Origin of the sequence: Hymenobacter jeollabukensis, assembly GCF_005771675.1 — a bacterium.
GTDB classification, from domain to species: Bacteria; Bacteroidota; Bacteroidia; order Cytophagales; family Hymenobacteraceae; genus Solirubrum; species Solirubrum jeollabukense.
On record NZ_VAJM01000005.1, the window covers coordinates 265702 to 278875 of the forward strand.

The window sequence follows — 13174 nt, forward strand, 5'->3', positions numbered from 1 at the left end:
ACACACCGCTTGCGCAGCCCGTTTAATGCAGAAGGATTGCCGTACCGTCTGGGTCAACTGCCTGCGTGTGATTCGCGGGAGCGTGGGGGAGCAGAGCTTCCGCACGTGGTTTGAGCCCATTGTGCCGGTGGCATTGCAAGGCAACCTGCTCATCATTCAGGTGCCCAGCCAGTTCTTCTACGAGTGGCTGGAGGAGCACTACGTGGACGTACTCAAGAAGGCCATCGTGCAGGAACTGGGCCCCGACGGGCAGCTGGAATACTCGGTGGTGGTGGACCAGGGCAACGAGCAGGCCCGCCCCCGCACCGTGAACCTGCCCGCCACCCGCGGGGGGGCCGCGCACCGCGCCCCGGCCAACACGCCCACCGCCGCCCAGGTGCGCCCCATGGCGCCTCAGCCCAACCCGGCCGCCGACAACGCGCCGCCGGCCCGGCCGCCTTATAACCCCAACGGCCAGCCGTACACGTCCGGCAGCAACGCGGGCAACCCGTATCCGGCTAAGCGCCAGCCCGCGGCCAACCACGCCGCCGCCACCGTGGCGCCGGCCCCGCCGCTGCGCAACCCCTTCGAGGTGCGCACCGTGGGCGACCAGACCTACCTGAACTCGCAGCTGAACGGGAACTACTCGTTCACCAACTACATCGAGGGCTCGTGCAACCGCCTGGCGCGCTCGGCCGGCTGGGCCGTGGCCGAAAAGCCGGGCACGACCTCGTTTAACCCGCTGATGATTTACGGCGGCGTCGGGCTGGGCAAAACCCACCTGGTGCAGGCCATCGGCAACCACATCAAGGAGCACGCGCCCAATAAGTTCGTGCTCTACGTGTCGGCGGAGAAGTTTACGAACCAGTTCATCGAAAGCCTGAAAACCAACTCGGTGCAGGATTTCGGCAACTTCTACCTGCTGGTTGACATCCTGATTCTGGACGACGTGCAGTTCCTGGCCGGCAAGGACCGCACCCAGGAAATGTTCTTCCACATCTTCAACCACCTGCACCAGGCCGGCAAACAGGTCATCATGACCTCCGACGTGCCCCCGCGGGAGCTGAAAGGCTTCGAGGAGCGCCTGCTCAGCCGCTTCAAGTGGGGCCTGACGGCCGATTTGCAGAGCCCGGACTTCGAAACGCGCGTGGCCATCATCATGAACAAGATGCAGGCCGACGGCATCGACATTCCGCCGCAGGTGGTGGAGTACCTCGCGTACTCCGTCGAGACGAACGTGCGCGAACTGGAAGGCGTGCTGATTTCGCTCATTGCGCAATCCTCGCTGACGCGCCGCGAAATCGACCTGGAAATGGCCAAACAGGCGCTACGCCACATCATCGAGGACGTGGAGGCGGAGGTGAACCTGGACTTCATCCAGAAAACCGTGGCCGAGCACTTCAGCATCCCGGTGGACTTGCTGAAAGCCAAAACCCGCAAAAAGGAAGTGGTGACGGCCCGGCAGGTGGCCATGTACTTCGCCAAGGAGCACACCAACCACTCGCTCAAGAGCATCGGCTACCACTTCGGCGGGCGGGACCACAGCACCGTCATCCACTCGGTGCAGACCGTTTCGGACCTCATCGACTCCGACAAAACCTTCCGCACCACCATTCAGGAGCTGCGCAAGAAGTTTACCGGCGGGAAGTAGGCCGGATAAAGAAAGAACGTCATTCAGAGCGAAGCGAAGAATCTCGCGTGGTTCGTCTGATAGTAGCTCCAATCGTTGAGTTTACTACCAGACGTCAGCACGCGAGATTCTTCGCTTCGCTCTGAATGACGTTCTGTGGTTAAGTAGCCAAGCCGTTACAGCTCTGAGGTCGTGCGCTCTTCGAAGGCCAGCTGATTGTGCTGGGCGAAGTCCTGGAGCATGGTGCGCAGCTGCTGGCGGCGGCGCTTGCCGCGCACCTGGCGCAGATTCAGCGAGTAGCTGGTGCCGTCCTGCATACGGAGCAGCAGCTGGCGCGGCTCCAGCAGCAAGGCGCGCATGTCCTTGGCCTCGAAAGGCTGCTTGCCGATGAAGAGGCCGGGCTTGTGGACCAGGTAGGAGGGCGTGATTTCGAGGTAGGTCTGGGTGCCGAACAGCGGCAGGTTCTGCACCAGGATGTAGAAGATGTAGAGCACGGCCAGGCCGAGGAACATCCAGTCGAGGTAGCGCAGCACGCCGGGCGTGCGGTTCGGGTCGCCCAGGATGGAAAGCAGGGGGTAGGCTACGGCCACCAGGCCAAATACCAGCTGCCCGAAAAACGGGACGCGGGAGGTGTTGGCGGGCTGCAGCCCGATGCGGGTATAGGATGAGGGCATAGGCAAAAATGCGGGAGAGGCGACAAAACTACTGAAAAGGCTGTAGCCACTCGTTAAACGGGCGTTGCCGGCCGGGCAGATGAAAAAAGAACGTCATTCCGAGCCTAGGCTCGGAATGACGTTCCGGTGGTAGCGCTAGATAGGGGCCGCGCAGCGTCGAATTTTACGACTTCAGCGTGGCCGAGGCCAGCTCCATTTCCGGCACGGCCTTGAGCAGCACCGAAATCGGGCAGTTTTCCTTGGCCTTTTCGGCGTATTGCTGAAACTCCTCCTGCGAAATGCCCTCGACCTCTCCCTCCGTCGTGAGGCTGATTTTGACTACCTTCGGTACGTCGCCGGAAGTGTCCAGGCTCACCTTCGACTCGGTGCGGATTTGCTTGACCTGCTTGCCGTCCTTGGTCAGGATGCTGGTCAGGAACATGGTGTAGCAGCCGGCGTGGGCCGCCCCGATCAGTTCCTCGGGGTTGGTGCCCTTTTGGCCCTCGAAACGGGCGCCGACCGAATACGGGGCCTTCACGGTGCCGCTCTGGGTGCTGATTTCGCCGCTGCCTTTGATGTCGCCGTTCCAGACGGCGTTGCCACGTTGGTTGATCATGGGAGTTGGTAGGTTTGGAGGTAAGGTTGTGCTGATTTGCAATTACCATACTGCGGAGCATGGGCAGATGTTTGCGGAACTTCGGGGCGTCCTCTTAATTAAATGGATACCATATGGCGTCTGCTACCATTGTTACGGCGGGGCTTGCCCCCAAACGGAGCCGCTTTCAGCGCGCAGTTATTGGCCTAGGCTGGCATTTGGCTTGGTGACTTTGGAGCAGCTGGGGCGTCTGCTGCCACTGGAGTTAGCCGACCGGCAGGTAAGCAACGGGATTTATCGGGGGCTGATCATGTTGCTGCCCTTGTGGCCCCGTGCGCTTTATCTGCAATTCTGGCCGCGGCTGACAAGCAAGGGGCGTTGGCTGGCTGGTGGACTGGCGGCAGGGCTGGCGCTGCCATTCGCGTGGCTACTCCTGGTTCTCCTGATAGGCGGCCCCAACAACGTACTTTCTGAAAAGGTACTGGTCCGCTACCCAGACGGATCTTACGCCGTATTGCGAACCATGCGGGGGTACTTGTGGGAAAATCGCTTACTATCGGTGCGCCCGCTGCTATGGAAGTGGCAGTGGGTCAAGGCGGCCGATACCAATGCGCTGCCGTTAGCCGAACAACGACGTTTGCGGTGGTATCAAAGGCACAGACGGCGTTAGGCGCTACTTTTACGGTCCTTCCTACTTCACTCATTCACACATTCACTCATTCACCGAATGGGCCTGAAGTCTTTCCTGAGCCGCCCGCTCGCCGCCTACACCGTCCGCCAGTACCAGCAGTGGGCGCAGCAGCCCGACGCGGCCCAGCAGCGCATCCTGCAGACGCTGGTGCAGCGCGGCCGCGCCACCGCCTTCGGGCGCGACCATGGCCTGGGCGGCGCCCGCAACGCCCGCGAGTTTCAGCAGCGCGTGCCGGTGCGCGACTACGAAGGACTTAGCCCCTACTTCGACCGCGTGAAGCAGGGTGAGAGCAGCGTGCTCTGGCCCGGTCAGCCCCTGTACCTGGCCAAAACCTCCGGCACCACCTCCGGCACCAAGTACATTCCCATCACCAAGGACAGCATCGGGAATCACATCAACGGGGCCAAGGACGCGCTGCTGCACTACGTGCACCACTCGGGCCGGCCGCAGTTTCTGGATGGCAAGCTGATGTTCTTATCCGGCTCGCCCGAGCTGGAGGAAGTCGGCGGCATCAAGACGGGCCGCTTGTCGGGCATCTCGAACCATCACGTGCCGGCCTACCTGCGCCGCAACCAGCTGCCGAGCTACCCGACCAACTGCATCGAGGACTGGGAGCAGAAGCTGGACCGGGTGGTCGACGAGACGCTGGACCAGCCGATGACGCTGATTTCGGGCATTCCGCCCTGGGTGCAGATGTATTTCGACCGCATCATGGCGCGCACCGGCCGGCCGGTGGGGGAGGTGTTTCCCGCGTTTCAGCTGTTCGTCTACGGCGGCGTCAACTTCGAGCCCTACCGGCGCAAGCTGCTGGAAAGCATCGGCCGGGCGGTGGACACGGTGGAGCTGTTTCCGGCCTCGGAGGGCTTTTTCGCCTTTCAGGACGAGCCCCACAACCCCGGAATGCTGCTGCTGGCCGACGCGGGCATTTACTACGAGTTTATCCCCGCCGAGCGGTTCCACGAGCCCAACCCGCCGCGCCTCACGCTGGCCGAGGTGGAGCTGGACCGCAACTACGCCCTCGTCGTCAGCTCCAACGCCGGCCTCTGGGGCTACTCCGTGGGCGACACCGTGCGCTTCGTGAGCTTGCGCCCGCACCGCGTCGTCGTTACGGGGCGCATCAAGCATTTCCTGTCGGCCTTCGGGGAGCACGTCATCGGCGAGGAAGTGGAGCAGACGCTGCGCGAGGCCCTGCAGCAGTTTCCCGAGGTGGAGGTGGTCGAATTCACCGTGGCGCCCCGCGTGAGCGAAGCCGAAACCGAACCCTCGCGGCACGAGTGGCTGGTGGAATTTGCCCGCCCGCCCCGCGACCTGGTCGCCTTTGCCGCCGCCCTCGATACCGGCCTGCGCCGCCGCAACGTGTACTACGACGACCTGCTCAGCGGCAACATCCTGGCCCCGCTGCTGCTCACGCCGCTGCCGGCCGGGGCGTTTCAGCGCTACATGCGCAGCCAGGGCAAGCTGGGCGGGCAAAACAAAGTGCCGCGGCTGAGCAACGACCGGGCGCTGGCCGAAGGGCTGCTGAGCGTTGGCTAACCAAGTATGATGAACGTCGTCCGCAATTCGCCCCCGGAGCCGCCCGCCGACCAACCGTGGCAGCTCGTCAACCCGCGCAGCTACGCCCGGCAGTGGAGCCGCGAGCTGCCGCTGCTGCTGCTGGCCGGGGGGCTGTGCGTGTGGGCCAGCCTTATCGGCTACGGCGGCCCGGTGCTGCTGATTGCCGTGCTGGGGCTGCTGTACCTGGTGCAGGACCGTCACCCGCAGCGCATCACCCTCACCGCCGACACCATCACCATCGAGTACCACCAGCAGTTCCGGGGCCGGCAGTACGTCTGGCCCCGCGCCGAGACGTTGGTGGCCGAGCTGAGCAAGCCCGGCGGCCTGCTCTCGTCGCGGCCGGTGTACGAGCTGCGGCTGGCCTATGCCGAGCAGGCCCTCACCCTGAGCACCGCCGACGGCTTCAGCCAGGCCCAGCTGCAGGCCCTGTACGACGAGCTGGAACCGCCGGTGGAGGACGAGGAGCTGGAAGCCGAGCAGCCAGAATAACGCGGTGACGCTTCAGCTTAGGCCGCCCGCAGATCCAAAAAAAGACACCTGATAGTATCGTATGTGGAGCGACCGATACAGCTACTACGAAATCCGTGCTTCGGCCACGTACAGCGCCACCGCCGACACCAAGCAAATACGCAACGTGCTCGATGCGCTGCCCGAACTACAGCGGACCGGGACGGTGAGCTACGTGAATGCAATTGGTTTCCCCTGGCTTGAATTGTCCTTGGTTACCGGAAAGGACGGTAACTTCCACGTTTTCACCGATACCTGGACCGAGCAGTTCAACATGATACCAATCGTATGTGCAAAGTCGGATCAGGGACACGTACCAGCTTCCCAACTCAGTTTTCTGGTTAAACTGGCGCAGTTGCTTAATTGGGAGTTGATCTGGGAAGAGGACGAGGATGGAAACGAAGATGTGATTCTATGGAGACCCAATTAAAACCCCAACTCCACGCCCGCTGCCTTGCCTTCGTCGAGCAGCGCATGGCCACCTGCCAGGCCGCCATCGACGCGGCCCAGGAATCGGCCAACTCCGAAACCAAGAGCAGCGCCGGCGACAAGTACGAAACCGGCCGCGCCATGGCCCAGAACGAGCGCGACCGAAATGCCGTGCAGCTCCACGAAGCCAAGCAGCTGCTCGGCGAGCTGCAGCGCATTGACCCCACGCGCCCCTGCGACGCGGTGCGGCCCGGCGCCCTGGTCAGCACCAGCATGGGCCGCTTCTACGTCAGCATCAGTGCCGGCAAGCTCACCGTCGACGGAGTGGACTACTTCGCCGTGTCGGGCGCGGCGCCGGTGGCGCAGGCGCTGAGCGGCAAGCGGGCGGGCGAGCAGGTGACCTTCAACGGCAAGCCCGTGCGGATAGAGGCCGTGGCGTAGGGCGCAGTCCCGCCGACGGCCCGGTTGATTTTCGGCGGACGAAGCGCCTCTTTCGCCTATATTTCCTCGATTCTACTCTGGTAACTGATGGATTTACGTGCCCTCTACGATACCCTGCGGCAGCGTCGGCGCCCCGAGGATGTGGCCGATATGCTGCTGCCCTTGTTGCAGGCGGAGCTGACGCCGCAGCAGCGGGCGACCCTGGAAAAAGCCGCCCGCCATTCCATCCGGCGGAGCATGTGGCAGTACACCGCCATGCAGCAGACCTTCCGCGCGGTGGTCGGGGCCGATAAGCAAGCCGGCAAAGCCGCGGAACTGTTTCGGGTAACGCCCGACCCCGCCGCCCGCTTCGACGACCCCGCCGCCATCGAAACCCTGCTGCGGGAGCTGAATCCGCTCATCGGCAAGGAATTCGACCACCACCACTACGAGGCCGACCGGCTCAACCGGGAAGCCCGCCGCGCCGACGGCCTCGACCTCTCGAAGCGCCGCTACAACAAGCTGTTTCGCAGCCTGCGCCACCTGGAGCAGAAGCTGTACCGCCTGCTGCGCGAGTACCGCAAGCTGGAGCAGGAACAGGTGGCCAAGCACAAGTTTGCGCACCGCATCAGCTACGAGGAATTTGCCCGCGACCCGGCCACCGCGGCCTTCATTGCCTACTACACGGCCCGCTGCAACGTGCGCAGCGAATTCACCAACCAAAGCCAGCAGCGCCCCTACGACGAAGTGGCCCACATGCTGTTTCTGCGGCTGACGGGCTCGGGCCTCGCCCCGACTACCGCGGCGCCCAACTGGTGGGCCGTGGCCCAGGTGTACCCCGCCCCCGAGGTATTGGCCCAGCTCACCGAGGCTCAGAAAGGCGAGCTGCTGGGCCAGCGGGCTGCTTTTCTGACCGATCTGGCCGATTTCCTGGGCGACATCTGGGCGCAGAACGACTTTCGGGCCACGACGATGGTGGTGAAGCGCGGCGACGACTCCTCGACCTGGAATGCGGCGGCCGGCGCCTGGAACAAGGCTCGCGACAGTTGGCTGAACCTGCTCTACGCGCTGGGAATGGAGTTTGTGCTCGACGAGCTGTGCTTTGGTAAAGTCATGCGCCTGATGGCCGCCGACGTAGCCTTCTGGCACCGCAGCAGCGGCGGCGACCTGGACCCGAATACGGCCGTGTGGGCCGAGCTGCCGTTTCCCTGGGAGGTGTTGGCCGGCACGGCCCGCTGCACCCGCACGCAGGTAGAAAACGTGTGCCGCCGCGCCGGCCTCGATGCCTACAAAACCGGCTGGCTGGCCCCGCGCCCGCACGGAGTAGTGGCCTTCCGGCCCACTCCCGAACTGGTACACGGCGTGAGTGTGGCGAATCCGTATCTTGCCGCCGTGCTCAAGCGCCACCGTTATTTCTCGGGCAAACCGGCGCAGCCCCTGCGGCCCGAGGACAATTAATGGCAGCCGGTGAGGTAGTTCAGTGGAAGAATACCCGGCTCTATCACCCGGGCGGACGCCGGTTCGAGCCCGGCTCTCACCACCAACTCTGGTATAGCTCAGTGGAAGAGCGCCCGGCTCGATTTCCGGGTGGACGCCGGTTCGAGCCCGGCTACCAGAGCCCTTTTTCGCCCCGATCAGCCGCCCGCTGCTCCCGGGGAAGGCACCGCCGCCCATGCTGGCGCATCAACCACAGATGAGCGCCGCTTTCCTTGATTGCCGCGTTCGGGTCGCGCAGCCTGCCTGAGCCGTTGTCAACGGACGATGCCGCGGTTGGATGGCCGCTTGGCTCGGGCCACATGCGGGCCCGGCCGCCGAAGCGCCTTACCTTTGTTGTTCCCGGTACTCCCGTCCCGCCGCTATTTCCCGCATGACCTCTTCCCACCCCCGTTCCCTGGCCCTGCTGGGCTCCACCGGCTCCATCGGCACCCAGACGCTCGACGTGGTGCGCGCCCAGCCCGGCCGCTTCCGCGTGGCCGTGCTCACGGCCCAGCGCAGCGCCGACCTGCTGGTGCTGCAGGCCCGCGAGTTTCGCCCCGCCGTGGTCGTCATCGGCGACGAGGCCCAGTACGCGGGCGTGAAAGCGGCCTTGGCCAATCAGCCCGAAACCACCGTCATGGCCGGCGCCGCCGCCCTGGCCGAAGTGGCCGCCCGCCCCGACGTGGACGTGGTGCTGACGGCCCTGGTGGGCTACGCCGGTCTGCTGCCCACGCTGGCGGCGCTGAAAGCCGGCAAAACCATTGCCCTGGCCAACAAGGAAACCCTGGTGGTGGCCGGGCAGCTCGTCACCAGCCTGGCCCGGCAACACGGCGCGGCCATCTACCCCGTCGACTCCGAGCACTCGGCCATCTTCCAGTGCCTGGTGGGCGAGCAGCCCGAGGCGGTGGAGAAAATCATCCTGACGGCCTCGGGCGGGCCCTTCCGCGGGCGTTCGGTGCAGGAGCTGGCTCAGGTGACCCGGGCCCAGGCCCTGAAGCACCCCAACTGGGAGATGGGCGCGAAAATCACCATCGACTCGGCTTCCTTGATGAACAAGGGCCTGGAGGTCATCGAGGCCAAGTGGCTGTTTGGGCTGACCAACGAGCAGATCGAGGTGGTGGTGCACCCGCAGAGCATCATTCACTCGCTGGTGCAGTTCCGCGACGGTTCGTTGAAGGCCCAGCTCGGCCTGCCCGACATGAAGCTGCCCATTCAGTACGCCCTAGGCTACCCCGAGCGCCTGCCCAACGACTTCCCGCGCTTCAGCTTCCTCGATTACCCCACGCTCACCTTCGAGCAGCCCGACGGGGCCACCTTCCGCAACCTGCCGCTGGCCTTCGAAGCCATGCGCCGCGGCGGCAACGCGCCCTGCGTGCTCAACGCCGCCAACGAAGTAGCCGTGGCCGCTTTCCTGCGCGAGCAGATCGGCTTTCTGCAGCTGCCCGAGGTGGTGGAAAGCTGCCTGACGCGGGTTTCGTACCTTGCCGAGCCTTCCCTCGACGACTACGTGCAGACCGACGCGGAAACCCGCCGGGTGGCGGCGGAGTTGGTGAAGTAGTACCAGTTGTCAGTTGCGAGTTGTTAGTTGTCAGTCAGATTCGTTGCCATGCTCGACCGTCCGTACACCGAATTGCTGGTGTGGCAGCGCAGTCGGGCCCTGGTAGCCCTGATGTACGATCTGACGCGCGCTTTTCCCCGGGAAGAACTGCTGGGGCTGACCAACCAGATGCGGCGGGCCGCCGTTTCGGTGCCGTCGAATATTGCCGAGGGCTGCGGCCGTCAGCACGCCCGCGACACGATTCAGTTTCTCTTCGTGGCGCGAGGCTCCTTGTTCGAACTGGAAACGCAGTGTTACCTCGCGGCGGATCAATAATACCTAAACCCGGAGCAACTAACGGTGGCCTTAGCCGCTCTGAGTGAATGCCGCAAGCTGTTGCAAGGCTTCATTCGCTACTACCGAACCCTCACGCCTTCGTCCGGCGCAAAACCGACTGACAACTCTCAACTGACAACTGACAACTGATTTTAGAATGGAAATTTTAATCATGGTCGGCCAGCTGCTGCTGGGCCTTTCCATCCTGGTGGGCGTGCACGAGGCCGGGCACATGATTTCGGCCAAGTGGTTCGGCATGCGGGTGGAGAAGTTCTCCATCGGCTTTCCGCCCAAGATTTTCGGCAAGCAGATTGGCGAAACGGAGTACATGATCGGGGCCATTCCGCTGGGCGGCTTCGTCAAGATTACCGGCATGGTCGATGAGTCGCTGGACACCGACGCGCTGAGCGGGCCGCCCAAGCCCTACGAGTTCCGGGCCAAGCCGGCCTGGCAGCGCCTCATCGTGATGCTCGGCGGCATCATCGTCAACGTCATCACCGGCATCGTCATCTTTTCGGCGCTGACCTACACCTACGGCGAGGACTTTCTGCCCGCCAAGGAGGCCGAAAAGTTCGGCATTGCCCCGAGCAAGCTGGGTGAGCAGCTGGGCTTCCGCACCGGCGACAGAATCGTGAAAATCAACGGCCGCCCGTTCGACGAGTTCAACGACGTGTACGCCCCCGACGTGATTCTGGGCAACGGTAGCTACTACACCGTGGAGCGCAACGGGCAGCTGCTCGACATTCCGGTGCCCAAGGACTTCATGGACCGCCTTTCCGACAGCGACGAAGCCTTCTTCGTGGCCCCGCGCGACCCGTTTGTGGTGGAAGAAGTAGTGCCAGGCGGCCCCGCTTCCAAGGCCGGCCTGCTCCCGGGTGACCAGATTACCCGCGTCGGCGCCCAGGATATCCGCTTCTTCTCGGAGCTGCAGCAGGCCCTGGCCCTCAACGCCAACCGCGTGGAGAAACCTTCGCTGCTGCAGCGCGTGGTGAACGGCGTGACGGGCAAAACCACGCCGCCCGCCCCGGCCGACAAAATCACCGACGTGCTGGTGCTGCGCAACGGCGCCCCCGTCACGCTGCATATGCGCATCGACGAGGACGGCAAGGTGGGCTTCCGGCCCAAGTCGCTGCTGAGCTTCAGTAACCGGCAGTTTGGGCTGGGCGAGGCCATTCCGCGCGGCACCAAGCAGGCGTTTGGCGTTATCGGGGCGCAGCTGAAAGCCTTCGGGAAGATCTTCCGCGGCGAGGCGTCGGCCCGCAAGTCGCTGGGCGGGCCCATTGCCATTGCCCAGCAGTACGGCGGCAAGTTCGACTGGCAGAAGTTCTGGTTTCTGACCGGCATGCTCTCGATGGTGCTGGCTTTCATGAACCTGCTGCCCATCCCGGCCCTCGACGGCGGCCACGTGATGTTCCTGACCTACGAAATGCTCTCGGGCCGCAAGCCCTCCGACAAATTCCTGGAAAACGCCCAGAAAGTGGGCATGGTGCTGCTGCTGAGCCTGATGGTGTTTGTGTTCTTCAACGACATCTTCAAGTCGATTTTCTAAGCCCGCAGCGGCCCGCTGAAACGCGTAATGCCATCCTCCGCCGCGGAAGATGGCATTACTTTTTTCCCGGCGGTGTTACGGCCGGTAGATTCTCCTGTTTATGCGTCGATTACTCGCCCTCGGGGCTTTGTTGCTCGCTCTGGTCACGGCGGCCTGGGCCCACGCCTACCACGCCAGCGTGATGGAAGCGCGCGTCAACGCGAAAACCCAGCAGCTGGAAGTAGCCCTGAAAATCTTCTCCGATGACCTGGAAGCGGCCCTGTCGGCCGGGCAGCCGCGGCACCTGAGCCTGGCCGACGTGCCCGCGGCCCAGCTCACGCCGCTGCTGGCCGGCTACCTGCGCCGCACCGTGACCATCGGCACCAAGCCGGGCGAGGCGCTGCCGATAACCTACGCGGGCCAGCAGGTGGAGAAGGACGCGCACTGGCTGTACTTCAGCGTGAAGCTGCCCGCTTCGGCCCGTAGCCTGACGCTGCGCCACCGCCTGCTCATGGAGCAGTTTCCGGATCAGATGAACATCGTGAACCTCGAAGCCGGCGGCAAAAAGCAGAGCGCCCTGTTTCGTGAGGGCAACGAGGAGCAGCGGCTGAGCTGGTAAGCCAGTGGCCCAGTCCAGGGCTGGCAACTGGGACTACTGCAGCAGCAGCTTTTGGCTGAGGTGCCCGTAGCGCAGCACATAAACGCCCGCGGGCAGCCCCTGCACGTCCAGCACCGATTGGGCGGAACCCTGCGTGATGGCGTAGCGGCGCTGCGGCCGGCCGAGAGCATCCGCCAGGACGAGCGTGGTGGGCGCGGTCAGGGGCGTTGGCCAGCGTACGGTCAGGAGGTCATGGGCCGGATTGGGCGTGACTTCGGGCGCCGCCAATTGTTGCGGTCGGCTGCCTAGCAGCAGGTTGTTGCAGGAAGCCAGCCCCGACGCGAACGGGCTTTGAGCCTTGAAAAAAGGACTCTGGTTGAGCGTTGCCAGTTCGGCGGTGTTCAGATACGTGGCAGGATAAGCCGCGTAACCCACCCACATGATGTCGTTGTAGTCGCAGGTGGGCAGGCCCTGGTCGCAGCCGGGAGGGTGCGGGAGCCCGAAAGAATGGCCCAGCTCGTGCCCCAGGCCGCCCACCCAGCGGCACGGCGGGTACTGCACCGGCGCCGGATCGGTGGCGCAGTAGCGGATGCTGGGCTGGCCCACCAGTCCCTTCAGATCATTGGAGCCGACGACCAGCACCCCGCTGCCGCCGCACCCGCCGCACTGCCCGCAGGCCGATTCGGCGTCGATGTAAATGGCGTACACGTAGTTGGGGTCGTTGTAGCCACCGCCAATAGCGGCGAAAACGTCCTGCGCCGCATTGTAGTAGAACTGCGCAAAGCCGTTGCCGCCGTTGCTCTGATACCACGCGACCGGGTGCGTGCTCTGCACAACATCAACGGCCGGGGTGTGCAGATCGAACGTTCTGGTGTTGCCCAACTGCCCCTGGTACCACTGCTTGAGTACCCGCCCAGCATTGGCTATGGCTACCGCATAACTGCTATTCAGCGTCCGGTCGCTGGGTACCAGGTACACCAGGCGCACCTCTGGAATGACGGTCGGCTTAGCCGCGCTCAACGACGAAGCCACTGCTCCTCGGATAGCACTTGGTGGATTCTCACGGCAGGAGTATAGTACCCGCAAGGACGTGGCCGCCGGAGCTTGGGCCTGGGCTGCTATTGCCCACAGAAAACCAAAAAGCAGCGCCAGCATACGCCGGGGGCCGGTCGAAACGGATAGCATCATATTAGGGGTTTGAATTAAATGTTGATATATAAATAATAAATTATAATTAATAA

13 protein-coding genes and 1 tRNA gene are annotated in these 13174 nt (G+C 63.8%); 11 read left to right on the forward strand and 3 right to left on the reverse strand.

Translation table 11 applies throughout. The features are described from left to right. The first annotated feature begins 25 nt into the window (after window positions 1–25). Complete coding sequence (gene dnaA / locus FDY95_RS13320) at window positions 26–1630, forward strand: chromosomal replication initiator protein DnaA (protein WP_138078257.1); 1605 nt, start codon at window positions 26–28, stop codon at window positions 1628–1630. A 155-nt stretch (window positions 1631–1785) separates the two neighbouring features. Here the strand turns inward: dnaA and FDY95_RS13325 are convergent, their stop codons facing one another. Both FDY95_RS13325 and FDY95_RS13330 read right to left on the reverse strand, forming a co-directional pair. Next, on the reverse strand, window positions 1786–2283 hold the full coding sequence (locus FDY95_RS13325; protein WP_111479396.1) for a hypothetical protein: 498 nt from the start codon (window positions 2281–2283) through the stop codon (window positions 1786–1788). 163 nt (window positions 2284–2446) lie between these two features. Next, a complete protein-coding gene (locus FDY95_RS13330; RefSeq protein ID WP_138078258.1) occupies window positions 2447–2878 on the reverse strand; it encodes an OsmC family peroxiredoxin in 432 nt (143 codons plus the stop codon). A 706-nt stretch (window positions 2879–3584) separates the two neighbouring features. On the opposite strand from FDY95_RS13330, the gene FDY95_RS13335 reads away from it, so the two are divergent. The 10 genes from FDY95_RS13335 to FDY95_RS13385 all read left to right on the forward strand — a co-directional run bounded on the left by FDY95_RS13335 (window position 3585) and on the right by FDY95_RS13385 (window position 11954). Continuing rightward, window positions 3585–5081 (forward strand): GH3 auxin-responsive promoter family protein, encoded by a 1497-nt coding sequence (locus tag FDY95_RS13335; RefSeq protein ID WP_138078259.1) that lies wholly within the window; start codon window positions 3585–3587, stop codon window positions 5079–5081. 6 nt (window positions 5082–5087) lie between these two features. Continuing rightward, the gene (locus FDY95_RS13340) at window positions 5088–5591 is read left to right on the forward strand and encodes a hypothetical protein (protein WP_138078260.1); all 504 of its coding nucleotides are present in this window, start codon (window positions 5088–5090) and stop codon (window positions 5589–5591) included. Window positions 5592–5652: 61 nt separating this feature from the next. Further along, entirely contained in the window at window positions 5653–6039 is a 387-nt protein-coding gene (locus FDY95_RS13345) for a hypothetical protein (RefSeq protein WP_138078261.1), read from the forward strand. Then, window positions 6024–6479 (forward strand): 3-oxoacyl-ACP synthase, encoded by a 456-nt coding sequence (locus FDY95_RS13350; protein WP_138078262.1) that lies wholly within the window; start codon window positions 6024–6026, stop codon window positions 6477–6479. The genes FDY95_RS13345 and FDY95_RS13350 overlap by 16 nt, the downstream gene beginning before the upstream one ends. A gap of 87 nt (window positions 6480–6566) precedes the next feature. After that, window positions 6567–7916: a hypothetical protein gene (locus FDY95_RS13355; RefSeq protein ID WP_212744901.1), complete on the forward strand. Its 1350-nt coding sequence runs from the start codon at window positions 6567–6569 to the stop codon at window positions 7914–7916. Between the two features lie 87 nt (window positions 7917–8003). Next, a tRNA-OTHER gene (locus FDY95_RS13365) sits at window positions 8004–8076 on the forward strand. Between the two features lie 249 nt (window positions 8077–8325). Beyond that, window positions 8326–9492 carry a 1-deoxy-D-xylulose-5-phosphate reductoisomerase gene (locus FDY95_RS13370; protein ID WP_138078264.1) on the forward strand — a complete coding sequence of 389 codons (1167 nt, stop codon included), beginning with the start codon at window positions 8326–8328 and terminating at the stop codon, window positions 9490–9492. Between the two features lie 48 nt (window positions 9493–9540). Further along, window positions 9541–9807: a four helix bundle protein gene (locus tag FDY95_RS26815; RefSeq protein ID WP_138078265.1), complete on the forward strand. Its 267-nt coding sequence runs from the start codon at window positions 9541–9543 to the stop codon at window positions 9805–9807. Between the two features lie 157 nt (window positions 9808–9964). Then, window positions 9965–11356 (forward strand): M50 family metallopeptidase, encoded by a 1392-nt coding sequence (locus FDY95_RS13380; RefSeq protein ID WP_138078266.1) that lies wholly within the window; start codon window positions 9965–9967, stop codon window positions 11354–11356. Window positions 11357–11456: 100 nt separating this feature from the next. Continuing rightward, window positions 11457–11954 carry a DUF6702 family protein gene (locus FDY95_RS13385; protein WP_138078267.1) on the forward strand — a complete coding sequence of 166 codons (498 nt, stop codon included), beginning with the start codon at window positions 11457–11459 and terminating at the stop codon, window positions 11952–11954. Between the two features lie 33 nt (window positions 11955–11987). On the opposite strand, the gene FDY95_RS13390 is transcribed toward FDY95_RS13385, so the two are convergent. Further along, window positions 11988–12965, reverse strand: coding sequence for a T9SS type A sorting domain-containing protein (locus tag FDY95_RS13390; RefSeq protein WP_171025670.1), 978 nt, complete (start codon window positions 12963–12965; stop codon window positions 11988–11990). Between the last annotated feature and the right edge of the window lie 209 nt (window positions 12966–13174).